The sequence below is a fragment of the Streptomyces sp. NPDC005423 genome, from assembly GCF_040606415.1.
Classification (GTDB): Bacteria; Actinomycetota; Actinomycetes; order Streptomycetales; family Streptomycetaceae; genus Streptomyces.
This window is the reverse complement of record NZ_JBEXET010000002.1, coordinates 404,602-430,651: the sequence shown is the minus strand read 5'-3', so window position 1 is coordinate 430,651 and position 26,050 is coordinate 404,602. Positions and strand designations below refer to the sequence as shown.

The 26,050-nt window shown below is 72.4% G+C and carries 20 protein-coding genes and 2 pseudogenes; 4 read left to right on the top strand and 18 right to left on the bottom strand.

Features of this window, described 5'->3' with window-relative positions:
- The 14 genes from ABZT12_RS05755 to ABZT12_RS05690 form a co-directional block, all read right to left on the bottom strand.
- The gene (locus tag ABZT12_RS05755) at positions 1–1,737 is read right to left on the bottom strand and encodes an FHA domain-containing protein (protein WP_356377781.1); all 1,737 of its coding nucleotides are present in this window, start codon (positions 1,735–1,737) and stop codon (positions 1–3) included.
- Positions 1,738–1,824: 87 nt separating this feature from the next.
- Entirely contained in the window at positions 1,825–3,171 is a 1,347-nt protein-coding gene (locus ABZT12_RS05750) for a VWA domain-containing protein (protein WP_356377778.1), read from the bottom strand.
- 96 nt (positions 3,172–3,267) lie between these two features.
- On the bottom strand, positions 3,268–4,599 hold the full coding sequence (locus ABZT12_RS05745; protein ID WP_356377775.1) for a protein phosphatase 2C domain-containing protein: 1,332 nt from the start codon (positions 4,597–4,599) through the stop codon (positions 3,268–3,270).
- Positions 4,600–7,104, bottom strand: coding sequence for a tetratricopeptide repeat protein (locus ABZT12_RS05740; protein WP_356377772.1), 2,505 nt, complete (start codon positions 7,102–7,104; stop codon positions 4,600–4,602).
- 22 nt (positions 7,105–7,126) lie between these two features.
- On the bottom strand, positions 7,127–8,458 hold the full coding sequence (locus ABZT12_RS05735; protein WP_356377769.1) for a hypothetical protein: 1,332 nt from the start codon (positions 8,456–8,458) through the stop codon (positions 7,127–7,129).
- 93 nt (positions 8,459–8,551) lie between these two features.
- Positions 8,552–9,580, bottom strand: a complete 1,029-nt coding sequence (locus tag ABZT12_RS05730) for a glutamate ABC transporter substrate-binding protein (RefSeq protein ID WP_356377766.1) — start codon at positions 9,578–9,580, stop codon at positions 8,552–8,554.
- A 14-nt stretch (positions 9,581–9,594) separates the two neighbouring features.
- Entirely contained in the window at positions 9,595–10,986 is a 1,392-nt protein-coding gene (locus ABZT12_RS05725) for a hypothetical protein (protein WP_356378120.1), read from the bottom strand.
- A gap of 239 nt (positions 10,987–11,225) precedes the next feature.
- Positions 11,226–12,197 (bottom strand): BadF/BadG/BcrA/BcrD ATPase family protein, encoded by a 972-nt coding sequence (locus ABZT12_RS05720; protein ID WP_356377763.1) that lies wholly within the window; start codon positions 12,195–12,197, stop codon positions 11,226–11,228.
- Positions 12,188–13,453: a 6-phospho-beta-glucosidase gene (locus ABZT12_RS05715; protein ID WP_356377760.1), complete on the bottom strand. Its 1,266-nt coding sequence runs from the start codon at positions 13,451–13,453 to the stop codon at positions 12,188–12,190. The genes ABZT12_RS05720 and ABZT12_RS05715 overlap by 10 nt, the downstream gene beginning before the upstream one ends.
- Before the next feature lie 9 nt (positions 13,454–13,462).
- Complete coding sequence (locus tag ABZT12_RS05710) at positions 13,463–14,356, bottom strand: carbohydrate ABC transporter permease (protein ID WP_356377757.1); 894 nt, start codon at positions 14,354–14,356, stop codon at positions 13,463–13,465.
- Between the two features lie 4 nt (positions 14,357–14,360).
- On the bottom strand, positions 14,361–15,302 hold the full coding sequence (locus ABZT12_RS05705) for a sugar ABC transporter permease (protein WP_356377754.1): 942 nt from the start codon (positions 15,300–15,302) through the stop codon (positions 14,361–14,363).
- Between the two features lie 7 nt (positions 15,303–15,309).
- Positions 15,310–16,647: an ABC transporter substrate-binding protein gene (locus tag ABZT12_RS05700; protein ID WP_356377751.1), complete on the bottom strand. Its 1,338-nt coding sequence runs from the start codon at positions 16,645–16,647 to the stop codon at positions 15,310–15,312.
- Between the two features lie 72 nt (positions 16,648–16,719).
- A complete protein-coding gene (locus ABZT12_RS05695) occupies positions 16,720–17,976 on the bottom strand; it encodes an ROK family transcriptional regulator (protein WP_356377748.1) in 1,257 nt (418 codons plus the stop codon).
- 371 nt (positions 17,977–18,347) lie between these two features.
- A complete protein-coding gene (locus ABZT12_RS05690) occupies positions 18,348–19,451 on the bottom strand; it encodes a mechanosensitive ion channel family protein (RefSeq protein WP_356377745.1) in 1,104 nt (367 codons plus the stop codon).
- Positions 19,452–19,778: 327 nt separating this feature from the next.
- Here ABZT12_RS05690 and ABZT12_RS05685 point away from each other — a divergent pair, with 327 nt between their 5' ends.
- Positions 19,779–20,315 (top strand): HNH endonuclease, encoded by a 537-nt coding sequence (locus tag ABZT12_RS05685; protein WP_356377742.1) that lies wholly within the window; start codon positions 19,779–19,781, stop codon positions 20,313–20,315.
- A 101-nt stretch (positions 20,316–20,416) separates the two neighbouring features.
- Here the strand turns inward: ABZT12_RS05685 and ABZT12_RS05680 are convergent.
- The 3 genes and pseudogenes from ABZT12_RS05680 to ABZT12_RS05670 form a co-directional block, all read right to left on the bottom strand.
- Positions 20,417–20,918, bottom strand: a pseudogene (locus tag ABZT12_RS05680) (ABC transporter permease); the annotation flags it as partial.
- A pseudogene (locus ABZT12_RS05675) lies at positions 20,916–21,311 on the bottom strand (ATP-binding cassette domain-containing protein); the annotation flags it as partial. The pseudogenes ABZT12_RS05680 and ABZT12_RS05675, both read right to left, overlap by 3 nt.
- Entirely contained in the window at positions 21,308–21,841 is a 534-nt protein-coding gene (locus ABZT12_RS05670; protein ID WP_356377739.1) for a PadR family transcriptional regulator, read from the bottom strand. The gene ABZT12_RS05670 and the pseudogene ABZT12_RS05675, both read right to left, overlap by 4 nt.
- 167 nt (positions 21,842–22,008) lie before the next feature.
- Here ABZT12_RS05670 and ABZT12_RS05665 point away from each other — a divergent pair, with 167 nt between their 5' ends.
- The 3 genes from ABZT12_RS05665 to ABZT12_RS05655 all read left to right on the top strand — a co-directional run bounded on the left by ABZT12_RS05665 (position 22,009) and on the right by ABZT12_RS05655 (position 24,669).
- Entirely contained in the window at positions 22,009–22,233 is a 225-nt protein-coding gene (locus ABZT12_RS05665; protein WP_356377736.1) for a hypothetical protein, read from the top strand.
- Entirely contained in the window at positions 22,234–24,318 is a 2,085-nt protein-coding gene (gene malQ, locus ABZT12_RS05660) for a 4-alpha-glucanotransferase (protein ID WP_356377733.1), read from the top strand.
- Between the two features lie 66 nt (positions 24,319–24,384).
- A complete protein-coding gene (locus ABZT12_RS05655; protein WP_356377730.1) occupies positions 24,385–24,669 on the top strand; it encodes a hypothetical protein in 285 nt (94 codons plus the stop codon).
- A gap of 502 nt (positions 24,670–25,171) precedes the next feature.
- Here the strand turns inward: ABZT12_RS05655 and ABZT12_RS05650 are convergent.
- Complete coding sequence (locus ABZT12_RS05650) at positions 25,172–25,741, bottom strand: TetR family transcriptional regulator (RefSeq protein ID WP_356377726.1); 570 nt, start codon at positions 25,739–25,741, stop codon at positions 25,172–25,174.
- Positions 25,742–26,050 lie beyond the last annotated feature (309 nt).

The following is a 26,050-nucleotide window of genomic DNA, read 5'->3' as shown; positions in this document are numbered from 1 at the left end:
TCAGCCGCGGCGGACCGTGATCGTCGTCCAGGCGCCGACGTGCACCCGGTCCCCGTCCTGCAAGGGCACCGGCACGAAGGGCTGGATCGGCTCCTCGCCGCCGTTGACCGTCGTACCGTTCGTCGAGTTCTGGTCGACGACCGCCCAGCTGCCGTCGGGCTGCTGGACCAGTACCGCGTGCTGGTGCGAGACGCCCGGGTCCTCCGGCGGCACCGACAGGTCCACGTCGGGGGACTCGCCGGTGGAGTGGCGGCGGCGGCCGATGGTGATCTGGTTGCCGGTGAGGGTGCGCTGCTGCTCGGGGGAGTACGCGGGCAGGTTGAGGCCCGCGGCCTCCGGCCCTGAACGCTGCATCATCGCCAGGAAGTAGTCGCGGTCGGGGCCGATCGTGGCCGTCCAGGTCGTCGGCTGCTGCTGGAACTGCCGGCCGGGCGGGGCCTGGGTCCGACCGGGCTGCGGGTAGCCGTAGCCACCGCCCTGCTGGGGGGCGCCGGGACCGCCCGGGCTGCCGGAGGTCGGCGGAGGGATCACCCAGTCGTCCTCACCGCCGCCGAAGGCGGGGCCGCCCTGCTGCGGACGGCCGGTCTCCTGCGGGAAGGCGGGCGCGGACAGCCCGGCCTGCTGGAACGCCTGCGGTCCGCCCGCGGTGCCGCCGGGGCCCGCGTTGGTCGGGGGGCCGGGCGTTCCCGGCGGGATCTGCCGCGAGGGGTCGGGGCCGAAGGGGGAGGGACCGTTCTGGGGGCCGGATCTGGCGGGGTCGTTGCCGAACGGGTGCGGGGGGCCCTGCCGTTCGCCGCCTCCGAAGCCGCCGGGCTGCCCCTGGCGTTCGCCGCCGAAGGCACCGGGTCCACCGGGACCGCCGGATCCACCGGGCTGTCCTTGGCGTTCGCTCCCGAAGCCGCCGGGACCGCCGGGACCGCCGGGTTGCCCCTGCCGTTCGCCGCCGAAGGGACTCGGACCGCCGGGCTGGCCCTGACGCTCGCCGCCGTAGCCACCCGGACCGCCGGGCTGCCCCTGACGCTCGCCCCCGAAGGGACCGGGTCCACCCGGGCCGCCCTGGCCCTGACCTTGGCCTTGACCTTGGCCTTGACCCTGTCCAGGGCCCTGTCCTTGGCGGTTGCCGCCGAAGGGGTCGTTGCCGAAGGCGTTGGGCGGACCCTGGCCCTGGCGTTCGCCGCCGAAGGCGCCGGGCTGGCCCTGGCCCGGAAGCTGGCGTGCGCCGCCGAAGCCCTGGTCCTGGTTCTGGCTCTGGTTCTGGCCCTGGTTCTGTTGGCCCGGGCCGCCGCGGCCGGAGGGGTCGTTGCCGAAGGGCTGGAGCGGCTCGGCGGGCCGGTTCATCTGCGAGGGGCGCGAGCCCTGGTAGTCGTAGGAGTCACCGCCGGCGTACGACGGGCCGGGCGGCTGCTGGAAGCGGGCGGCCGGGCTCGGGCCCGGGGCAGGCAGGCGCGGGGCGGCCGGGGTGTACGAGGTGGCCGTGTTCGTCAGGAAGTTCCACCGGCACTCCTCGCAGAACGGTGCGCCGCCCTCGCGGGGCGTGCGGCACTGCGGGCAGAGTTCCGGCTCGTGGTCCTGCATGGGCGACAGCGGCGGGCGTCCGCCGGCCTGGCCCTGACCGGGGTAGCCGTAGCCGCCGGGGGGCGGGGGAGGGGGCGGGGGCACGGCACCGGCCATGCGGTGACCGCAGACCTCGCACCAGTCGTCGGATCCCGACTGGTGTCCGTTCGGGCAGGTCGGCATGTCGGCGCGTCCCCCTCTCCTTTTCCGGTCGTCATGACCGGGTTTCTCCGACCCGCGTCAGGGGCCGGGCTCTCGCGTGGTGCTAGGTCACTTCTTTACACGAACAGTCTTTGTGGACCGTGTTTCGAGCGTCATCTCGTCGGCTTCCGCGACCTTCGCCTTCAGTCGCACAGTACCCGCCGCGGCGTCGACCACGTCCACCACCTTCGCAAGCAGTTTCGCAGTATCCGCGTTCCCGGAGGCGCTGGCGAGCTGAACGGCCCGTCCCAGTTTGGCCGTCGCTCCGTCGACATCGCCCGATTTACGAAGATCCAGCCCCTGTTGAATGACTTGTGCCAGTTCGGCCTGGCCGGTGTAGTGCGCGACCTGCGGGTTGATGGAGGTCGACGCGGCCATGTCGTCGGTCCACACCGCCCGCACCAGCCCCTGCGCGCCCAGGTTCCGGAAACCCCCGTCGGCCTGCGGCACCACCAGTGAGATCCGGGCGGCGAGCATCTCCTGCCCGATGGCGGCGGCGGGCACCTCGACGCAGACGTGGTAGTCGCGGGACTCGTCGCCCCAGGAACCGGTGGGGTAGTCGCCGGCGCGCGGTCCTGCCTCGGTCCGGCGGTCGGACAACTCCTCCACGGCGGGCGCGACTTGCTTGACGAACTTGATGGCGGTGCCGACCGGGGTCCACAGCCGCAGCGCCACGTCCGCGACCTCCTTGCCCATCGCGGTCTCCATCATCCGCGTGAAGTCGTCGGCGAGGCCGGCCGGGTCGGCCACGATGTCCGCCGTACCGAGCAGGGCGGAGGCGATGCCTGTGACCTCTTTCACTTTCCAGTCGGTGCCGACACCGCGGGCGTCACAGGTGAACTGTCCGGAGCAGGAGTCCAGGGCCGCCTGCAGATCCTCCGGTGCCTCGTGCTCGTTGCGGCCGTCGGTGAGCAGGATGCCGTGCCGGATGGAGACCTCCGCCGAGGAGAGCAGTCGGTCCGCGAGCCGGAGCCAGGTGCCGATCGCCGTGCCGCCGCCCGCGCTCAGCTTGCGCAGCGCCTGCTTGGCCCCCGCCCGGGTGGCGGCGTCGGCGACCGCCAGCCTGCCGTTGCCGGGGTAGACCTCCTTGGCGACATGGGTGCCGCCGATCACCGCGAAGTGCACACCGTCGCGCAGGGTGTCGATCGCGGCGGCGGTGGCGTCCCGGGCGTTGCGCATCTTGGTCGGCGGATAGTCCATCGACCCCGAGCAGTCGACCATGATCGCGACGGCGGCGTCCGGGCCCGTGGCGGTCGAGTACAGATGGGGTGCGGCGACCGCTCTTCCGATGGTGCCGCCGCCGGTCGAGGTGACCGTGACGATCGCGCTGACCTCTCGACCGCCCTCGGGCAGATACTCGTTCTGGTAGACGTCCACAGCGAACTGCGGCGCGTCGGGCTTGGAGAAATTGGCCATGCCTCTTCTGATCCCCCTCAAGAACCCCCGTACAAGGGGGTGATGACGTTAAGTGGACCGGTCCCCATCGGTCCTGGGCCCCCCGTGTGCGTGGCCTCAGCCGGATACTGCCCCCTGCGCCGGTGCGGGGAACGGTACGACGGCCACTGTTACGTTGTCGTGGCCCCCGCCGTCCAGGGCGTGGCCGACCAGAACGCGGGCGCTGTGCAGGGGGCGTACGGCGGCGTCGAGCGGGAGGGCCTCGGCCATCTCCTCCGCCGACTCCGCGTAGTTCCACAGTCCGTCCGTGCACACCACCACCACACCGGGCCGGTCCGGCTTGAACGCGGCGGTGTGCGGCTCCAGTTCGTACGCGTCCGCGCCGAGCCAGCCGGTGATCGCGTGCGCCCGCTCGTCGGCGTACGCCTCCGCCTCGCTCATCAGGCCCGCGGAGACCATCTGCGCGGCCCACGAGTCGTCCTCGGTGAGCCGGGCCGGGGGTGAACTCCGGTCCACCGGTACCCAATAGGCGCGGCTGTCGCCCACCCAGCCGACGACCAGCAGGCTCGCGGTGACGATCGCGCCGACCAGGGTGCAGGCCGGCGCGTTCTGGTGCGGGGCGTGCTCGCGGGCCGTCTCGGGCTCCTGGGCAAGGGCGTTGACCGCGTACGAGGCGGCGACGATCGCCTCGTGCATCGCCTGCTGCGGAGGCGCGCTCTGCTCCAGGGCGGCCAGCAGCGACTCGCTCGCCACCCGCGACGCGGCGAGCGAGGCCGCGTCCGGCCGGGTCGCCGAGGACACCCCGTCGCACACGATCGCCACCAGGGCCACCGACCCGTCCGGCAGCACCGACTGCCCTACGGCGAAGGCGTCCTCGTTGCGATGGTGGCGCAGCCCGCGGTCGCTGACCGCGGCGAGGGGCCCCGACTCCTCTTCCATGTGGTCGCGTTCACGGGGCTGGGCGTGCCCGCAGTTCTCGCAGTAGCCGTCGTCGTCGACCCCGCCCGAGCGGCAGGCCACGCACACCCGGGTGCCCTCGGCCGGCGTCGGTGTCTCCGCGGCGACCCGGGGGTCGGGTGCCTGGAGCGGGTACTCGTCGGGCTCCGGCGGCCGGTCGAACCGTACGCCCGGAGCGGGCGCCGGAACCGCGTCGGGGGCGTCGGACGGCAGCGGGGTGCCGCCCGAGTCGGTGCCCGGCAGGTCGGTCGGCAGATGTACCGCCGGCGGGGTCTCGGCGCCGCCCGGTTCGGGCGCCACTGGCCAGTCCACGTCCGCGGCCTCCTCGGGCGGGGGCGATGCCGCGCCGTTCATGGTCAGGGTCGGGTTGTCGTCCGGCCGTGCGGGCACGGCGGACAGGTCGTATCCGCACGCACCGCAGAAACGGTCGCCCGCTTCGAGCGGCTCCTCGCAACTCGGGCAGGCGGACAGCTGGGGGGTCTGCGACATCAACTACACCCACGTCCGGGGGCGGTAACGGTTGGCTCGTTCCACCAGGTCGATCCTCTCCTCGCCGCCCCGCGCCAGCCGGGCCAGCGTGCGGTACGAACGCTCCAGGCCGAAGCGGAGCCCCCGCTCGTCCAGAACGCTGCCGAGCAGCTCCCGCCGGCCGGCGGGGGAACCCTGGCCTCCGGAGAGTATCCAGTCGAGGGCGCAGCCGAGGACCTCGGCCGACAACTGCTCCCGCCGGACCGCGTCCAGACCGTATTCCTCCAGCGCCTCCACCTGCCCGGCGGACGCCGTCAGATCGGCCAGGAACGGCGCGTCACCGGCCGTCGCCGTCCGCTGCCGCAGCCGCGCCCGTACGGCCGCCACCCGCGCGGCGGTGTAGTGGATCGACACCTCGGGCACCGACTCCAGCGTCGTCACGGCGTCGGCCCGCTCGCCGGTGGCCAGTTGGACCCGGGCCAGGCCGAAGGCGGCGCTCACGTAGCTGGGGTCGGTCGACCAGACCAGGCGGTAGTACTCGGCCGCGTTGTCCAGTTGTCCCAGCACCTCGGCGCAGAGGCCCAGCGCCAGCTTCGGCGCGGGCTCGCCCGGGAAGGCGTCGTAGATCGCGTCGAAGGAGAGGGCGGCGGCCTCGACGTCACCGGTGGCCAGCGCCGTCACGCCGCTGTACCAGACCACCCGCCAGTCGTCGGGGCGTTCGTCCTCCAGCTTCCGCAGCGCTTCCAGGCCGGTCCCGGCCTCGCCGTTCTCCAGCCATCCGCGGATCTGCCGCAGCCGGGTCTCCACGGACGGCGCGGGCGCGGCGGCCAGCGCGCCGAGCAGCTCACCGGGCGCGGTGGTCATCAGGCCCGCCAGGAAACCGGCGTTGGGGTCGTCGGGATCGACCCGGGGGACCGGCAGGGCGAGGGCGGCGGCGGGGGAGTCGACCGGCCTGACGATGCCCGGGGCGCCGCCGTCCTGGGCGCGCGGCGCGGGGAGCACGGGTGCGGCGGGGCCGCCGCGCGGGAGCGCCGCCCGCGCCCCGAGCCGGGACACCTCGCCGTTCAGCTTCGGGAACAACTCGGTGTCCGGGACCTTGGTCTCGGGACCGAACAGGGTGGACAGGGCGGGCCGGGACTGTCCCGTCTGAAGGGACACGACCTCCCGCAGCACGCCCGTCAGCTGCTCGGTCATCTCCTGCGCGGAGGCGAACCGGCGGGCCGGGTCGGGGTCGGTGGCGCGCACCAGGAGCCGGTAGAAGGACTCGTAGCGGCGGAAGACCTCGATGTTGTCGGGGTCGGGCAGGGAGTCGACGAAGACGTTGGTGTAGCCCTGGAAGTCGAAGGCGAGGACGGCGAGCGTACGGCCCACCGTGTACAGGTCGGACGCGACCGAGGGGCCCACCTCGGCGACCTCCGGCGCCTGGTAGCCGACCGTGCCGTAGATGGCCGACTCCTCGTCGTCCATCCTGCGCACCGCGCCCATGTCGATCAGCTTGAGCTGGTCCTCGGTCTGGATGGCGTTGTCGACCTTGAAGTCGCAGTACAGCAGGTTGCGGCTGTGCAGGTGCCCGAGCGCCTCCAGGGCCTCGATGCCGTACGCGCACGCCTGCTCCACCGGGAGCGGGTCCCGCCTGCCCGCCGGGGAGCGGCGGTCGTTGGCGATCTCCTTGAGGGACTTGCCGCCGACGTACTCCATGACGATGTACCCGTCCAGCGAACCCGTCCGCTGGTCCAGGTGCTCCACGAAGTTGTAGATCCGCACGATGTTGGCGTGCTCGATCTCGGCGAGGAAGCGCCGCTCCGAGATCGCGGCGGCCATCGCGTCCTGGTCGCCGGTGTCCAGCAGGCCCTTGAGCACCACCCAGCGGTCCGACACCGCGCGGTCCACGGCGAGGTAGACCCAGCCCAGGCCGCCGTGGGCGAGGCAGCCCGCCACCTCGTACTGGCCGTGCACGACGTCCCCGCCGGCCAGCTTCGGCACGAAGGAGTACGGGTGGCCGCACTTGGTGCAGAAGCCCTCCGTACGCCCGGACTGCTCGCCGCGGGCCCGCCCGACCGGCGCGCCGCAGTCCGAGCGCGAGCAGAATCTCTTCCGCTCGGGCACCTCGGGGTTCTCCAGGACCATCGCGCGCGGGTCGGGCCGCGGTACGCCCGGAACCCGCACCAGGCCCGCGCCGAGCCGGCCCCGCGAGGACGCCCCCGAGGAGGAGCCGGAGCTGCGCACCGACACCGAACGGCCGGTCCCGGTCCCGGACACCGAGCGCGACAGGCGCCCCGACACCGAGCGCCGTGACTTCGACGACGGCGACGACGATGACTGCGATGCCGTACGCGAACTGCCGCCCGCGGTACGGGAGTCGCCGCCCGCGCCGCCACCGGTGATCCCGGTGGCCGGCGAGCCGAGCGCCCCGCTCGCCGCCACGACCGGGGCGAGGCCACAGGTGTCGCAGTACAGCTCGCCGCCGCCCACGTCCTCGTACGACCCCTCGCAGGCGGGCCGTTGGCACTTCCGCGGTGCCTCGCTCATGGTGTCGCCTCCCTCTTCTCCGTCACGTACCGGACCCGCCGCGGTCCTCGGGCGCGCCCTGCTGGGTGCCGCGCGCGGTGCCGAACTGCTCGGCCGCCGCCTGCTGGTAGCGCAGCACCGCCTGTTCGGCCACGCGCAGATCGCAGGGCGCGCTCCACAGCATCCGGCGGGCCGCGTCGTACCGCTCGACCAGCAGCGGATCCTCCGCGAGGCCGTGCCGGGCCACCTTCGCCTTGTAGGCGTCGAGTCTGCCGCGCAGCTCCGCGCGGACCGCCAGCGGGGCCGTGACCGCGCTCAACGACTCGCGGGCGCGCAGCAGTTCGTCCTCCGCCTTCTGCTCCAGGGACTCCAGGAGAGGGGAGAGCCGGTGCCACTGCGCGTGTCTGCGGTACTCGGCGGCCGTCGACAGCTGCTCCTGGAGCACGGTCGGCGGACCGCCGACGACGGGGACCTCCGTGGCGGCGATCTTCGCCAGGACCTCGCCGCGCGCGGTGCGCGCCTCGGCGAGCGTGCGGTCCGCGCGGGAGAGCACGTCGCGCAGCCGGACGAGACGGGCCTCCGCGTCCTGACGGACCGTCAGCACCGCGTCGATCTCGCGACGCACCTCCTCCAGGGCACGCGCCTCCCGGTCGTAGACCGTGGTGTCGGGACGGCCGCCGCCGGGCGCCGAACTGCCCTGCGCCGGAACCCAGTAGGCGAGCGGGTCGGACACCACCCGCTCGCGCAGGGTGGTCAGCGTGCGCGTGATGCGCTCCAGGTCGTCCCCGGACGGGTGTTCGCCGGGGCGGACGCCGATGGAGTGGGCGAGCCGGCGGGTGCGCTGGAGCTCCGCGGCGAGTAAGTCGATCCGGGCGGGCAGCGCCGACCAGACCGCGTCGGCGGTGACGACCATGTCCAGCGAACTCGCGTACAGGTCGTTCATCTCGTCGACCAGGGCGCTCAGCGAGTACCGGTGGCTGAGTCTGCCCGCGCCTGCGAGGGGCGCCGGCGCGCCGGCCGGCGCCGTGGTGGAGCCGGCCAGGGTGACGCACTCGCCGCGCAGCAGCTCGGTCAGCTCCGCGAGGTCCTCACGGCTGGACCAGCGGCGCCGGGCGCGGATGTCGCGGGCGGTGCGCAGGGCGGCCGTGTACGCGTCGAAGTACGTCCACAGCAGGGTGATCGACGCCTCAGTGGAGACCCACCGCTCCTTGGTGGTGCCGGTGAGCTCGGCGCCTTCGAGGAGTCTGCGGCCCGCGTGGTCCTGGAGGGCGAGCAGCGAGGTCTCGATCGCCTCGTGCTCCGCGCCGAGCCGCGCCAGCGCACGGTCCACCTCGTCCCGGTCCAGTACCGGCCCGGAGGGTCCCGTGTCGCCCATCGATCACCTCTCGCTGCTGTCGTGTTCCGTCGGTCGTGGGTCTCGGTCGCCGGTCGTCGTCCATCGGCCTCTACGGTCGCCGCTGACGGCCCGTCACTTGTAGTGCGGTACCGGCGGGTTCGCCGACTCCGAGTCCTTGCCCAGGGTGGGCAGCAGCCATTTCTCGTACGACGCGCGCCAGCCGGCGGGGTTGGTGCGGTAGCCCTCCAGTATCTGGTTGACCCGGCGAACCAGGTCGACGTCGCTCCTGTTCATCGCCACGCCGTAGTACTCCTTGGTGAAGAGGGGGCCCTTCAGTTGCACCGTGGGGTCCTGGGCGGCCAGGCTCGCGGCGAGCGCGCCGTCGGTCACCACCGCGTCCGCCTCGCCGAGTTGGAGCCGCACCAGACAGTCCAGCTGGTTGGGGACGGGCTCCATGACGACGGCGCCGGCGGGGAGCTTGTGCTGCCTCTTGTCCGTGGCCAGCCGGGCGGACGCCGTGGAGGTCGCCGCCGAGCAGATCCGCTTGCCGGCGAGCGACGTGTCGTAGCCCGTGATCGCCGACGTCTTCGGTGCGAGGACCTGCTGGCCGGTGACGAAGTACGGCGCGGAGAAGGCGACGTCGTCGAGGCGGGCGCAGCTGATCGTCATGGTGCGGACCACCATGTCGACGGTCTTGTTCTTGATCGCGGCGGTGCGCTGGTTGGTCGGTATGGCACGGAGGTGGATCTTGTCGGCGCTGTAGGAGCTGCCGAAGATGTTCTTGGCGATCGCGGTGACGAGGTCGATGTCGAAGCCCTCCAGGTCACCGTCGGCGCGGTTGGGGTTGCGGTAGCCCCAGCGGTAGCTGTTCTGGTCGACGCCCACCGTGAGGTAGCCGCGGGACTTGATCGCGTCGATGGCGGCGCCGTCGGCGCCGGACGGCGCCGGGCTGAGGTCCTGGGCGGTGCTGTCGACGCAGGAACCGGCCCGGGCCTGGGTGGCCTCCGCCGCCCGCGGGCCGGTGGCCGCCAGCTCGCCGTCACCGCCCGGCCGGGCGCGCGGCAGCAGCAGGACGAACGCGAGGGCGAGGGCGCAGAGGACCGCCATCGCCCCGACACCGCCCCAGCCCCTGAGGCCGGCTCGCAGACGCTGTGCACTCATCGTCACGCCCCCTTTCACCGGTACTCCGACAGCCTGCGCCCGATGCCCAGTACGGCTCCGGCCGCCCCGAGCAGGGCGAGCGCGGCGGAGCCGGCGGTCAGACCCGTCATCGCGGACCGGCCGTCACCGGCGGCCTGTTGGAACTCGTCCGTCTCATGCGTCAGCGCCGACTCCAGCGAGGCGTCCACGGCGTCGAAGCACTCGCCCGTCGACTTGTCCTTGCCGATCACGTCGTCGCGGGCCTCCTGGTACAGCCCCTCCTCGTTGGCGTTGCTGGCCGAGCCGTGCCGGGAGATCCAGACCTTCATGGAGCTGTTGGCGACGGCCACGGGCTTGCGGCCCGCCGAGTCGTCGGCGAGGGCGTCGGCCTGCTTGAGCGTCCTGCCCAGCTTGGCGATCTCCTGGTCGTACGCCCAGTCGTAGGCGTCCATGACCTTCTTGTTCTTCAGCGTCTTCGTCTTGGCGCCCCGGCTGATCAGCGTCAGGTTCTCGTCGCTGCGGGCCTTCAGGGAGGCGATTCGGGCGTCGTGCAGCACGGTGAGCGACCTGACGCCGTGGTCGTAGGAGTCGTCGAGGCCCGAGCGCGCGACGGTGTGGCCGACGACCAGCCAGAGCAGGACGACGGCGGTGGTCGCGGAGGCGGCGACCAGGCCCTGGTTCAACACCCGGTTCGTCCGCAGGTAGTGGCGGCGCATCGCCCAGGCCAGGCCGCCCAGCGCGACGACTCCGAGGGCGATCGCCGCCCACGGGTACGGTGTCGCGTCCGCGTAGTCGGCGTTCAGCCGCTGGTTCTCCTTGGTGTAGAGATCCTCGGCGGCCGGGAGCATCCTGTTCTGCATGGTGTCGTTCGCGGCGCGCAGATACGCGCCGCCCACCGGGAAGCCCTGCCGGTTGTTGGCGCGGGCCGACTCGACCAGGCCCTTGTACTCCGGCAGCAGCTCGTTGAGTTCGGCGATGGTGGCGGCCGACGACGAACCCGGGGCGGAGTTGGCGGCGGCGGTGACGAGCTTCTCGGCGGCCGTGCGGATGTCCCGCTCGTAGCGCGCGCGGGTCGCCGTGGACTCCTTCGGGCCGGCCAGGTAGCCGGTGGCCGCCATGGTGTCGGCGTCGGCCAGCGAGCGGTAGACGTTCGCCGCGTCGGAGCTGAGCGGCTGGCTGTGGTGGAGGACGTCGTCGGCGGCCGTGGCCCGGCTGTCGGTCTGCCACGCGGTGACCGCGCCGAACGCGACGACGAGGACGGCCAGTACGGCGCCGATGACCCGCAGCCGCCCCGGCTCGGTGGTGGCCGCCGCGCGCAGCCGGTCGACGCCCTCCGAGAAGGCCGTACGCCGGGCCGGAGCCGGCGCCGGAGCCCGCACGGGCGCGGCCGGAGCGGGCCCGCCCCCCTGCGGCGGCAGGGCCGGCATCGTGGGCACGCCGGAACCCGGTGGCGCCCCGCTGCTCTTCGGCGGTTGTGTCACTGCTGACCTCCCCCAGGGTCATTCCGTCGCCGCAAGTATCGCCGCCCGGACTGACATTCCGCACCGGCCTTCGCTGGATCTTGATCGGATCGCAGCGCGGCAGCCGGATTTCCGGCACCACCCAACGCCCCGATCCGCCCCCCTGTCCATGAATACGCGGTGGGAATCTGTTCGGTTCCCGCAAGTCAGCGCTCGTAGTGGGCCCGCGCCCGGGCGTGTGCGGCGGGCGGCGCCTGGGTCCGGTCGAGCCCGAGCAGGACGGCGCCGAGCACCGGGCGCGCGGTGACGACGGTCGCTACCGCCTTGGGCGCCCGGGCGGCCAGCAACTCCGCGATCCGGTCGTCCAGTTGGGGGTGCCGGGCGGCGAGGACACTACCGCCGAGCAGTACCGGCGCCTCCTCGTCGAGCAGGTCGAGACGGGTCAGCGCGACCACGGCCATCGTCGTCACCTCGTCCGCCAGCCGGTCCACCAGCGAGCGGGCGACCGGATCGCCGTCCGCCGCCGTCGCGAAGAGCACCGGGGTCAGTTCGTGCCGGCGGTCCGGTGCGACCCGTTCGAGGTGCAGCGCCTCGATGAGGGCGTACATGGTGTCCAGTCCGAAGTACGCCGGGAGCGTGCGCGCCAGCCCGGTCGGGGCGCCGCGCCCGTCCTCCGCGCGGGCCGCGTGCCACAGGGCCTCCTCCGCGAGGCCCCAACCGCCGCCCCAGTCACCGGAGATGCGGCCGATGGCGGGGAAACGGGCGGTGCGGCCGTCGGGACGCATGCCGACGCAGTTGATGCCCGCCCCGCACACCACGGCGACCCCGCGCGGTGCGGGGATGCCCGCCCGCAGGATCGCGAAGGTGTCGTTGCGCACCACGGTGCTCGCGCCCCAGCCGCGCGCGTGCAGCGCGGCGCCCAACTCCTCTTCCTCCACGGGGAAGTCGGCGTTGGCCAGACAGGCCGACACATGGTCGACCGAGGTGACACCGGCGTCCGCGAAGGCCCGGGCGGTAGCCTCCGCGAGGGCGTCCACCGCCGTCCCGATCCCCACGACCGGCGGCCGGAACCCGCCGCCGCGGGCCGTGGCGAGCACCTCTCCGTCGGCCGCCACAACCGCGACGTCGGTCTTGCTGTTGCCCGCGTCGATGGCGAGGACACTTGCGGTCAGGCCCACGCGAGGTGCTCCCGGTTGTGCGCGATCAGCTGGTCGGTGAGGGCTTCGGCGTACTCGTACTGGCCGATCAGGGGGTGCGAGAGCAGGGTCCGGAAGAGTCGGTCCCGGCCGCCGTGCAGCGCGGTCTCCAGGGCGAGGTCCTCGTAGGCGGTGACGCTCGCCATCAGGCCCGCGTAGAGCGGGTCGACCTCCGGCACCGGCAGCGGGGTCGCCCCCTTGGGGCCGACGGCGGCCTGCACCTCGATCACCGCGTCGGCCGGCAGGAACGGCAGGGTCCCCCGGTTGTGGGTGTTCACCACCTGGTAGGGGCTGCCGCCCCCGCCGAGCAGCGAGGCCGCGAGGTCCACGGCGGCCTCCGAGTAGTAGGCGCCGCCGCGTTGGGCGAGCAGCGCCGGCTTCTCGGCCAGCGCGGGATCGGCGTACATCGTCAGCAACTCGCGCTCCATCTCGGCCACTTGGGCGGCGCGGGACGGCTTGGTACGCAGTTCGCGCACCACCTCGTCGTGCGCGTAGAAGTACCGCAGGTAGTACGACGGCACGACCCCGAGCCGGTCCAGGAGGCGCCGGGGCAGGCGCAGGTCGTCGGCGATCGAGTCGCCGTGCGCGGCGAGCAGCCGGGGCAGGACGTTCTCGCCCTCGGGGCCGCCGAGTCGCACGCTCGTCTCCCAGGTGAGGTGGTTGAGCCCCACGTGGTCGAGGTGGATGTCGGCGGGGGCGACGCCGAGCATTCCGGCGAACTTCCGCTGGAAGCCGATCGCCACGTTGCAGAGCCCGACCGCCTTGTGGCCGGCCTGGAGCAGGGCGCGGGTGACGATCCCCACCGGGTTGGTGAAGTCGATGATCCAGGCGTCCGGGCTGCTACGGCGCACCCGTTCGGCGATGTCGAGGACGACCGGCACCGTGCGCAGCGCCTTGGCGAGGCCGCCCGCGCCGGTGGTCTCCTGGCCCACGCAGCCGCACTCCAGGGGCCAGGTCTCGTCCTGCTGCCGGGCGGCCTGGCCGCCCACGCGGAGCTGGAGCAGCACCGCGTCGGCGCCCTCCACGCCGGCGTCCAGGTCGCTGGTGGTGACGATCCGTCCGTCGTGGCCCTGCCTGGCGAAGATGCGCCGGGCGAGCCCGCCGACCAGCTCCAGCCGGTCGGCCGCCGGGTCGACGAGCACGAGTTCCTCGACGGGCAGTGTGTCCCTCAACCGGGCGAAACCGTCGATGAGTTCGGGGGTGTAGGTCGAGCCTCCGCCGACCACGGTGAGTTTCATGTGCGAGGTTCAGCCCTTCACTCCGGTGAGCGTGACGCCTTCGACGAACGCCTTCTGGGCGAAGAAGAACACGAGGATCACGGGGGCCATGACCAGGATGGTGGCGGCCATGGTGAGGTTCCAGTCGGTGTGGTGCGCGCCCTTGAACGACTCCAGGCCGTAACTCAGCGTCCAGGCACCGGGGTTCTCGGACGCGTAGATCTGCGGGCCGAAGTAGTCGTTCCAGGCGTAGAAGAACTGGAAGAGGGCGACGGCCGCGATGCCCGGACGGGCCATCGGCAGTACGACCCTGAGCAGGGTGCGCAGTTCGCCGCAGCCGTCGACCCTGGCCGCGTCCAGGTACTCGTTCGGGATCGTCAGCAGGAACTGGCGGAGCAGGAAGATGGAGAAGGCGTCCCCGAACGCCATCGGGATGATCAGCGGCCACAGTGTGCCCGACAGATCCAGCTGTTTCGCCCAGAAGAGGTACATCGGAATGATGACGACCTGCGGCGGCAGCATCATCATCGAGATGACCAGCATCAGCGACAGATTCCGGCCCCGGAAGCGGAACTTGGCCAGCGCGTACGCCACCGGGATCGACGACACGACGGTCAGGACGGTGCCGAGGCCGGCGTAGACCAGGGTGTTCTTCCACCAGGTGAGGAAGCCCGGGGTGTCGAGGACCTTGCGGTAGTTGCCCCACTCCCAGGTGTGCGGGAGCAGGTCCCGGCTCAGGGCCTGGCTGTCGCTCATCAGCGAGGTCAGGAGGACGAACACGAAGGGGAGGGTGAAGAAGAGCGCGGCGGCCAAGCCCAGCGAGTGGACGGCGACCCACTCCAGGAGCGCCTTGCGGCGGGCGGTGCGCTCGGCGGGCGAGACGGGAGCCCGCAACTCCAGCGGTTTGTCGAGTACTTGGGCCATGGGTTCAGTCACCTGCCAGGTTGAGGCCGCCCCGGCGCCGCATCAAAAACGCGGTGAACACCATCGACAGGGCGAAGAGGACGAGTGCCACCACGCAGGCCGAGCCGTAGTCGAAGCGCTGGAAGCCGAGGTTGTAGACGAGCTGGGGAAGGGTGAGCGTGGACTTCTCCGGGTAGCCGGGCTCGAACTGGGTGCCGGCGCCCTGGATCACCCCGGAGGCCACCTTCCCGGCGATGAGCGGCTGCGTGTAGTACTGCATCGTCTGGATCACCCCGGTGACCACGGCGAACATCACGATCGGCGAGATGTTCGGCAGGGTGACGTACCGGAACCGCTGCCAGGCGGACGCGCCGTCCAACTCCGCCGCCTCGTACTGCTCCTGGGGTACGTCGAGCAGCGCGGCCATGAAGATGACCATCAGGTCGCCGATGCCCCACAGGGCGAGCAGGGTGAGGGCCGGCTTGGACCAGGAGGGGTCGTTGAACCAGCCGGGGGCCGGGACGCCGACCTTCTCCAGGATCGAGTTGACCGGCCCGGTACCGGGGTTGAGGAGGAACGCGAACGCCATCGTCGCCGCCACCGGCGGGGCCAGGTAGGGCAGGTAGAAGAGGGTCCGGAAGATCCCCGTGCCCGTCTTGATCTTGGTGATCAGCAGCCCGACGCCCAGCCCGAAGACGACCCGGAGGCTGACCATCACCACGACCAGCCACAGGGTGTTGCGCATCGCGGGCCAGAAGTACGGATAGTTCCGGAAGACGTACGCCCAGTTCTTCGTGCCGACCCACGTGGGCGGCCTGAAGCCGTCGTAGTGCATGAACGAGAAGTAGACCGTCGAGATCAGCGGGTAGGCGAAGAAGACCGCGAAGCCGATGAGCCAGGGCGACATGAAGGCGAGGGTGCGCAGCGCCGACCGGCGGCGCTTGGCGGCGAGAGTGACGGTGCTCATGTCGTCGCTACTTCGCCTGCGCGATGTCCGTGTCGATCTGCTCGGCGGTGCTCGCCAGACCGGACCGGAGGTTCTTGGCCTTGCCGCTCTCGTAGTCGTACCCGAACTGCTGGATCGTCGTCAGGTACACACCGCCGTTGATCGAGGCGGGACTTGTCGTCGACTCCGGGTTCGCCGCGATGTCCAGGAACGTCTTGAAGCGCGGGTCGTACTTCAGCTTCGGGGACTTCAGGGCGGCGAGCGTTGACGGCACGTTGTGGATGGCGTTGGAGAAGCCGACCACCGCGTCCGTGTCGGTGGTGACGTACTTCAGGAACTCCCAGGCCGCGTTCTGCTTCTTGCTGGTGGCGGCGATGCCGGCGATCGTGCCGGTGATGTAGCCCTTGCCGTACTGGGCCGCCCGGTCGTCGGGGACGGGCAGCGGGGCCACGCCGATGTCGAACTTCGGCTGGGCCGCCAGCGCCATCCCCAGCCGCCACTCGCCGTCGAGCTGCATCGCCACCTGGCCGGTGTGGAAGGGGTGCTTGTCGCCCCACTCGTCGCCGAGCGTGGCGCGGTAGGTCTCCAGCTTCCTGAAGCCGCCGAGGTCGTCGACGAGCTTCTTCTGCAGGGTGAATCCGGCCGTGAAGGCGGGGTCCGTGGCCAGCGTCGACTTGCCGCTCTTGTCGAAGTACGTCGGCGAGAACTGCGCGAAGTAGTGCTCGGTCGTGGTCTCCCAGCCGTGGTAGTCCGGCATGAACCCCAGCTGGGAGTACGAGTCGCCCTTGGTGATCGTCAGCTTCTTCGCGTCGGACTCGAACTCGCTCCACGTCTTGGGCGGGCTGGTGATGCCCGCCTTCCTGAACGCCGTCTTGTTGTAGTAGAGGCCGTAGGCGTCGCCCAGCAGCGGTGCGGTGCAGCGGTCGCCGTCGAACGCGGTGTACTCGTTCATCGCCTTGGGGAACGTCGTCTCCGGGTCGATGCCCGCCTTCTTGAAGAAGGGGTCGAGGTCGACCAGGGCGCCCGAGGAGCAGAACTTGCCCACGTTGTTCGTCGTGAACGACGAGATCACGTCCGGGGCCTTGTCGCCGCCGGTCCGCAGCGCCTGGTTGATCTTGTCGTCGGTCATGTTGCCGACCACGTTCACATGGATGTTGGGGTGCGCCTTCTCGAACCCGGTGACCAGCGCCTTGACGCCCGCGACCTCGTTCGGCGCGCTCCAGGCGTGCCAGAAGTTGATGGTGGTGTCCTTCGAGGCGTCGTCGGAGGCACCGGAGGAGGACTGGCCGGTACAGGCGGTGGCGAGCAGGGCGATGGAGGCGGAGGCGGCGAGCGCGGTAGCCGCTTTCCGGGATATTCCGGGCATGGCGAGGTCTCCCTGGGACGGGGCGGGCGAGGCGGTGTCGGTGCGGGGGGAGGTCGGTCGGGCCGGGTGGGCTCAGCGCGAGGTGTCGAAGACCTCGTCGCGGGTGGCCGCCAGCGCGCTCTCCAACGCGCCGCGCAGCACGGGGTGTTCGTGCACGTCGCCGACGACGAGCCGGGGGCGTGAGGCCGCCAGTTCGGCCAGCTCCTCCTGGACCAGAGCGCGCAGGCGCTCGCCGCCCGAGGTGAGGGAGGCGCCGCTGAGGACGACGAGTTCGGGGTCGAGGACGGAGACGAGGGAGGCGAGACCGGTGGCGAGATGTGTCGCGTAGGTCTCCAGGAACCGCAGGTGCGGCCCGTCCTCGGCGGCGGCGGCGCGGGTCACGAGGGCCGCCGCGGCCTCGGCGTAGGGGCCCGTCGGCAGGTCGGTGACGCCGAGTTCGCGGGCGAGGGCGGGCAGCGCCTGGGAGCCGGCCAGCGCCTGGTAGCCGCCGCTGTTGGCCTTGGTCACCTGCCGTACCAGGGGGGTGCCGGGCACCGGCAGGAAGCCGACCTCGCCGGCGCCGCCGGTCCAGCCGCGGTGCAGCCGGCCGCCGAGCACCAGGGCGGCGCCGAGGCCGCCCTCGTTCCACAGCAGGACGAAGTCGCCGTGTCCGCGGGCGGCGCCGAGCCGCTGTTCGGCGATGGCCACGAGGTTGACGTCGTTCTCGTACTCGACCGGCATGGGCAGCGCCGCGGCGAGTTCGTCGAGCAGCGCCGGGGAGTGCCAGCCGGGCAGGTGCGAGGCGTACCGCAGCCGGCCGGTGTTGGGGTCGAAGGCGCCCGGCGTGCCGATCACCAGCCGGTGGATGTCGTCCCGGGCCAGCCCCGCCGCCTTCACCGCGCCGTCGAGGGCGTCGGTCACCTGCCGTACGACGGGCTGGGCGGGGTGCCGGCCGGGGGTGGGCAGCTCGAACTCGCCCACCGTGCGGCCGGTGACGTCCGCGACGGCGGCGCGGATCCGCTCCGGGGTGACGTCGAGCCCGGCGGCGTGCGCGGCGCCCGGATTGACCACGTACAGCTGGGCGTTGGGGCCGGGGCGCCCCTCGCTCGTGCCGGTGGCGAGGACGAGCCCCGCCGCCTCCAGCCGGGCCAGCAGCTGGGAGGCGGTCGGTTTGGACAGCCCCGTGAGCTTGCCGATCCGGGTGCGGGAGAGCGGCCCGTGCTGGAGGAGGAGGTCGAGGGCGGCGCGGTCGTTCATGGCGCGCAGCACGCGGGGCGTGCCGGGGGTGCCGGCGGGTCCCGCCGCGCCTGCGGTGCGGGCAGTGCCCGCGGTTCCCGCGATCCCGTCCATGAGCCACGCCACCTGCCTCTCGACGTCCCGGTCAACTGCCCAGCTTCGCAACACGATCACGGGAAAGTCCACCGCCGGGTCGCGGTGACGGACGCGTGATCACTGTTAGGAAAGTTTCCTATTGGGGGTGGGAGGAACGTAAGCCCGCGGCGAAGGAGGCGTCAATAGCGACCGCCCCGGCGGCAACAGACTCGTTACCTGCGGGGCGGGAAGGGACGGGACGAGAAGGCGGGACGTCGTCGCAGCTGGGTGCCCCGGGCAGAACGCTGCGGCACTCGGACGCGGGGCGACCCGGCATTCCGTCTGCGTTCACCCGGACGAGTGGGCCGAACCGTTCCGCTCGCGGGTGTCGCCGTGCGCGCTCGTTCCGCCTACCGTCCCGTGGCCGGCCGCTGCGGTGCGAGCGGGGACGCGGCCTCCGCCTGCGGGGAGGCCGCGTTGGAGTACGCCGAAGGTGCCGCCATCGCCTCGGTGGGGTCCACCGGCTCGTCCGCCGGGTCCGCCGTCGCGCCGCCGACGATACGGATGTGCGCCTCGTCGAAGGCCCGCTTGATCCGCCAGCGCAGCTCGCGCTCGACGGTCACCGACTTGCCCGGCATCGTCTTGGCGGAGACGCGGACGACCATGGAGTCGATCAGCACACTGTCGAGGCCGAGAACCTCCACCGGCCCCCAGAGCAGTTCGTTCCACGGCTCCTCCTTGCTCATCCGCTCGGCGACGGCGTCCAGCGTCGCCTTCACGCGGTCCAGGCTCTCGGCGGAGCGGACGGTCACGTCGACACCGGCCGTGGCCCAGCCCTGGGAGAGGTTGCCGATGCGCTTCACCTCGCCGTTGCGGACGTACCAGATCTCGCCCATGGCGCCGCGCAGCTTGGTCACCCGCAGGCCGACCTCTATGACCTCACCGGAGGCGACGCCCGCGTCGATCTGGTCCCCGACGCCGTACTGGTCCTCAAGGATCATGAAGACGCCGGACAGGAAGTCCGTGACCAGGTTGCGCGCGCCGAAACCGATCGCCACGCCCGCGACACCGGCGGAGGCCAGCAGCGGGGCCAGGTTGATCTGGAAGGTGGCCAGGACCATCAGCGCGCCGGTGCCGACGATGAGGAAGGACGCCACCGAGCGCAGCACCGAGCCGATCGCCTGCGAGCGCTGACGGCGGCGCTCCGCGTTCACCAGCAGTCCGCCGAGCGCCGTGCCGTCGACCGCCTGCACCGTGCGGTTCATCCGGTCGATGAGCTTGGTGATCGACCGCCGCACCATCCCTCTCAGCACCGCCGCGATCACGATGATCAACAGCACCCGCAGGCCGATCGCGAGCCACGTGGACCAGTTCTGCTCGACCCAGCTGGCGGCGTTGGTGGCGCTCTCCTGGGCGTCCTGGAGCGAGGGCACCGCGGGCGCCGTGGCCGACCCCGAGGGGGTCGGGGTCGGCGACGCGGCGGCGACGGTCAGCAGGGCGGCGGGCAAGGACACGGCAGGTACCTCCAGGTGCTGAGCTCTGCCGCCGGCGCGGTGGTCAAGGTCGAACACGCGGCTTTCAGGTCACGAAAAGGTCACCGGTACGGCAGATCCACCACACTATCGGGGCATCGTGGGTGGATCGTTGCCGTGTCCGCGGGACAGACCGGGTTCACCTGGGGATGAACTGGTCGTGGTCCCGGGGAGGAAGAAAGATGTGGTCGAAAACACTCCCAGCCCGTTACCGGGACATGGTGGCGCTTCCGCCAGGCATGAGGGGAGACTGGCTTTGCAGATCGTCCCGGCGCGAGCCACGCGCCGCCGACGCACAAGGAGGCATCCGTGCCGCACGTCCTCGTCCTGAACGCGTCGTACGAGCCGCTCGGCGTCGTACCGCTCCGCCGCGCGCTCGTCCTCGTCCTGGAGAACAAGGCCGTCTCCCTGGAGGAATCCGGCGCCTTCATGCACAGCGCGACCGTCACGGTCCCCGCGCCAAGTGTGGTCCGGCTCAAGCGATTCGTACGGGTCCCCTATCGGGGGCCCGTTCCTCTTACCCGGCGGGCGCTCTTCGCCCGTGACGGGGGCCGGTGCATGTACTGCGGTGGCGTCGCAACCAGCGTCGACCACGTCATCCCGCGCAGCCGCGGAGGCAAGCACGTCTGGGACAACGTGGTGGCGTCCTGCCGCCGCTGCAACCACGTGAAGGCCGACCGGCACCTCATCGAGATCGGCTGGCGGCTGCGTCACAAACCCGCCCCGCCCACCGGTCTGGCCTGGCGCATCATCGGCACCGGCCACCGGGACCCGCGCTGGCTGCCGTACCTCCAGCCGTACGGCGCGGAGGACGCGATGGCCCGGATCGACGGCATCTCCGCCTGACGACCCGGGCTTTCGTCCGCCGCCTCCCGCACGGGACGGCGGCTGAGCCACGACGTGATCCGGCCCGGGCCACGACCCCGGCGCGGACGGTCGGTCGGTCGTCAGGCGTGGCGCAGTTCCGCCGGGCGGACCGAGCGGCGCAGCAGGGGCAGCGAGGTGGCCGCCGCCAGCAGCGCGGCCGCGTACACGGCACAGGGGACCAGCAGCGCGTCGTACGGCACGACCAGGCCGGCGGTGTGCGCCGAGACGGCGGCGGCGTACCAGACGCTGATCGCCGTGCCGCCCAGGCCCGCCACCGCGACCGCGGGCAGCAGCGGCAGCGCGGTCTCCAGCAGCAGCGCCCGCGCCAGCACCCCGTGCGGCACCCCGGCCGCGGCCTGCGCGGCCAGCCCCCGGCGCCGGGCGGCCAGGGACTCGGCGGTGCCGACGGCCAGACCGGTCAGCGCCAGCGCCAGCGCCAGCAGGACCGCGGCGGCGGTCAGGTCGAGCCCCGTCGTGTAGTAGGCCGCGTGCGCGAGACGGCCCGCACGCCGCTTCTCGGCCAACAACGCGAGCAGCACCTGACGCACGCCCGCGAAACCCCCGCCGACGACCGTCACCCAGCCACGCGCCGGCCCCGGCGCGCGCGTCCGCGCGGGAGGCCCCCGCGAGCAGCAGCGGCAGCGCGACGTTGTCCACCGCCGTCAGCTCGGGTATCAGCTGCCCGAACTGGAAGACCACGCCGAAGTCGGTCCGCCGCAGCTCGCTCAGCCGCCGCTCCGGCAGTTCGCCGAGCCGCTGCCCGGCATACGTCACCGAGCCCGCGTCCGGCCGCACGATCCCGGCGAGGCAGTGCAGCAGCGTGGACTTCCCGCTGCCGCTGGTGCCGGTCACGGCGAGGAGTTCACCGGCGCGCAGCTCGACCGAGGTGCCGCGCAGGGCCTCGGTCCTGCCGTACGCCTTGACGAGGTCCCGGGCCGCGAGCAGCGGCACCGCCCCGGCTTCCTTGTCGCTCATGCTGCGTCGACCTCCGCGATCAGAGTGGTGAGCCGGACCGCCGTGGTGGTCATCCAACGGAGGTCGGCGTCAAGGTGGTTGAGGGCGTAGTCCGCCGAGAGCACGGTCGCGAGTCCGGCGCCCCGCGCGGTCTTCACCGCCGTCAGCTCCCGCATCCGCTCCATGTGCGCGGCACGCTGCGCCCGGAGATAGGCCGCCGCGTCACCGCCGGCCAGGATCGAGACGACGACCTTGGTGAAGATCTCGTTCGTCACGAAGGGCGCGGGCGGTGCGATCTCCCCGGCCCAGCGCCCCAGTTCACGCGCACCCTCGGCCGTCGAGCGGTACGCCGTGCGCTCCGGGCCGCCGTCCGAGTCGGTCCCCTCGACCTCCGCGAGCCCGTCCCGGACCAGGCGCTGGAGCGTGGTGTAGACCTGCCCGTACGCCAGCGGTCGGGCCTGCGGAAAACGTTCGTCGTGGCGTCGCTTGAGGTCGTAGCCGTGGCTCGGCCCTCCGGCGAGCAGCCCCAGCAGGATGTGGCGGGTGCTCATGGCGAGCAGTATGCATCACCTACATGTACTGAGTGAATAGTGATCTCCCGCAATCCCGGGGCCGGGCGGCCCGGGAGTGGCTCCCGCGCCCCCGAGGCCGCACCCTGGAGGTCTGCCGTCGCGCCCGCTGGGTAGGGCTGCGGTAACCGTCCGGCAAGGAGTCCACCGTGGTCGCATCGGCCCCACCCCCGCCCCCCACCCGCGCCGAACCCCCAGCGGAACCCGGCGCCCGCGCACTCGGCTCCGAGTACGCCCGGCCCCGGGCCCCGCTGACCAGCGAACCGCCGCTCGCCGACGCCGAGCCCCTGACCAGCGAGCCCCCGCTCGCCGACACCGCCCACCTGACCAGCGAGTCCGTCGCGGTCGCCGAGCCGGACCCCGCGAGGCCGTAGATGACCGTGCCCGGGCCGGCCGAGCCGCCCTCCGAGGACCTGTCCCGGCTCGCCGAACTGCACGGCGTCGCCACCTCCTACAGCCCTTCACCGGACCGTACGGTCGCCGCCTCGGCCGGCGCCGTCGTCGCCGCGCTCGCCGCCCTCGGGGTCGACGCGGGTACCCCGGAGGCCGCGCGGACCGCCCTGGCCGCCCGGGAAGGGGAGCTGGCCGGGCGACTGCTCCCGCCGACGGTCGTGTGCCGCTCGGGCGCCCCCTGCGCCGCCCTCGACGCGCTGCCCGACGGCACCCGGCTGCACATCGAGACCGAACAGGGCGAGACCAGCGCCTCGATCGAACAACTCCCGCCCGGCGTGCACCGGTTGACGGCCACCGCACCCGACGGCCGGACCGCGCGCGTCCACCTCGTCGTCGCCCCGGCCCGGCTGCCCACGCCCGCCGCACGGTCGTACGGACTGATGGTGCAGGTCTACTCCCTGCTCTCGCGCCGCTCCTGGGGCATGGGCGACCTCGGTGACCTGGAGGAGCTGGCCGCCTGGGCCGGGCGCGCACTCGGCGCAGGATTCGTGCAGGTCAACCCGTTGCACGCGGCCGTACCCGGAGCACCCACCGACCCCTCGCCCTACCGGCCGTCCTCCCGGCGCTTCCCCGACCCCGTCTACCTGCGGGTCGAAGGCGTCCCGGAGTTCGCGTACGCCGAACCGGGCCAACTGCCGGAGAAAGCCGCGCTCCTGCGCGAAGCCGTCCTGGAGAAGGGCGAGTTGATCGACCGGGACGCGGTGTGGGAGGTCAAGCGGGAGGCGCTGGAACTGCTCCGCGAGGTCCCCCTCGGACCCGGACGGCGCGCCGCCTACGCCGACTTCCTCGCCGAACAGGGCCAGGCGCTGGAGGACCACGCGACCTGGTACGCCCTGGCCGAGGTGCACGGCGCCGACTGGCACCGCTGGCCGGCCGGGCTGCGCGACCCCCGCTCACCCGAAACCGCCCGCGCCCGCGCCGAGTTGATGGACCGCGTCGACTTCCACTGCCGGCTCGCCTGGCTCACCGACACCCAGCTCACCGCCGCCCAGCGGGCCGCCCGGGAAGCGGGCATGCCGATCGGCATCGTGCACGACCTCGCCGTCGGAGTGCACCCCGCGGGCGCCGACGCGTGGGCGCAGCAGGAGTACTTCGCGTCCGGCATGTCCGTCGGCGCACCCCCGGACGCCTTCAACTCCCTCGGCCAGGACTGGGGGTTGCCCCCCTGGCGCCCCGACCGGCTCGCCGCCTCCGGCTACGCCCCCTACCGGCGCCTGCTGCGCGCCCTCTTCCGCTACGCGGGCGCCCTGCGCATCGACCACGTGATGGGCCTCTTCCGCCTCTGGTGGGTCCCCCAGGGCCGCCCGCCCACAGAGGGCACGTACGTCCGCTACGACGGTGAGGCCATGCTCGCGATCCTCGCGCTGGAGGCCTCCCGCGCCGGCGCCGTGGTGATCGGCGAGGACCTCGGAACCGTCGAACCGGGGGTGCGCGAGGCGCTCCAGGAGTGCGGGGTGCTCGGCACCTCGGTCCTGTGGTTCGAACGGGACTGGGAGGGCAACGGGCGCCCCCTCGCCCCCGACCGCTGGCGCGCCGACTGTCTGGCCACCGCCACCACCCACGACCTGCCGCCCACCGCCGCCCGCCTCTCCGGAGACCACGTCGAACTCCGCGACCGGCTGGGCCTGTTGACCCGGCCACTGGCCCAGGAACGGGCCGAGGCGGCGGCCGACGTCGGGGAGTGGCTGGCGCTGCTCACCCGGCTCGGCCTCTTCGAAGGCGCGGACGAAGGGGGGCGCCCCGGCTCCACGGAGGAGGCCGAGATCCAGGCCCTCCACCGCTTCCTGCTGCGCACCCCCGCCCGCATGGTCGGGGTCTGGCTCCCGGACACCGTCGGCGACCGCCGCCCGCAGAACCTGCCGGGCACCTGGGACCAGTACCCGAACTGGCGCCTCCCCGTCGCCGACGCGGACGGCCGCCCGATCACCCTGGAGGAACTGGCCGCGTCCCCGCGGCTGCACGCGCTGATCGAGGTACTGAAAGCGGGGACCCAGGCCCCGGGGTGAGGGCCCGCGCCCCCGTACGGCACCCCCGGACGCGCGGCCCCTCCGGGCGTTCGCTACTTTTGCACCGTGGACAAGAAGAACGCCCTGCGCGCCGGCGCCCTGGCTGCCGGTACGACGCTGATGATGCTGCTCATGACGTCTCCCGCGCTCGCGCTCACCCGCGACGACGGCGACGACCCGGGCAAGGGGCTGAGCGTCATCCAGACGCTGGGGCTCTACGTCGTGTGCCCGCTGGTCCTGTTCGGGGTCATCGCGGGCCTGGTCATGGCCCTGGACAAGTCCCAGGACCGCAAGCCCAAGTCCCTCACCGGCGGCGCGAAGCCCAAGGCCGCGATCGACGCGAAGGCCTGACCCGCGGACCCGGGCCTGCCCGGACCCAGCCCCGTTTGGTTACGCACGGCCTCGGTCCGGCTCCGGCGCGGTTCCGGTGCGGCCTCGGCACGACTTCGGTACGGCTGCGAGGGCGCCGTCCTCGCCAAGTGTGCGACGCCGGTGCGCGTCGTGCGTGGGCGAGGTCGGCGCCTTCGTGCTGTGTGAACTGCGTTCTGTGCGCGTGTGTTGTGAACGGCGTTGGGCGCACCGCGTTCTGTGAACGGCCTTGCGTGCACCGCGTTCCGTGAACTGCGTTTCGTCCGCTGGGGTTGTGAACCGCGTTCCGTGACCCGCGTGTGGTGAACCGTGTTTCGTGAGCCGAGTTTCGTGAACCGAGGTTGGGCACCGCGTTTCGTGACCTGTGATCGGTGGTCTGCGTTCGTGGCCGGGGGCCTGCGTTCGTGGCCGGTGGCCGGTGGCCGGTGGCCGGTGGCTCCGAGGGCCGGGGCCTGTAGACCGTGGCCTGTGCCCGTGTTCCGGCTCAGGGGCTCGGTGCCGTCAGATAGCGCTGCACGGTGGGGCCGACCCAGGCCACGACCTCCTCGTGAGAGAGCGCCACGGCCGGCGGGAGCCGCAGCACGTAACGCGTCAGCGCGAGCCCGAGCAGCTGCGCCGCCGTCAACGCCGCCCGGGCGGGCGCCTGTTCCGGGTCGGGGCAGGCCTGCCGCGTGACCGGCAGTACCTGCGCCCGGAAGATGCCCTGAATCAACTCCGCCCCGCGCTCGTTGGTGACCCCGACCCGCATCATCGCGGTCAGCTCGTCGTTCTCCTCCCAGAGGGTGAGGAAGTGGCTCACCAGGGCATGCCCGACCTCGTCCCGCGCCACCGAACTCAGGTCCGGCAGCCGCAGGTCGTGCGAGACGGCCGCCGCGAACAGGCCCTCCTTGTTGCCGTAGTAGCGCATCACCATCGACGGGTCGATCCGGGCGTCCTTGGCGATGGCGCGGATGGTGGCCCGCTCGTAGCCGTCGGTCGCGAAGCGCTCGCGGGCGGCCCGGAGGATGGCGGTACGCGTGGTGTCGGAGCGCCGGGCGTTGCTGCTGTCGTTCATGTCAACGAGCGTAGGCCAACACGTGTTGACGGTCCAGGGGCCGCGCCCTATGGTGGTCAACAATCGTAGGCAAACAGCTGTGGACCAACAGCCGTTGGCCAACAACCGTGGACCGGGCGGGCAGCTGGAGGTCAACAGTCGTGGGCAAACGACCGTGGACCGCGATTGCGGGCCGACGACTTTGGGCCAACGGTCGTAGGCCAACGGCTGTGGGTCAACGGCCGTAGGCGAACGGTTGGAGGCAAACGGCTGTAGGCGACCAGCTGTAGGCAAACAGCTGTAGGCCGACGAGTGTTGGCATATCGGGAG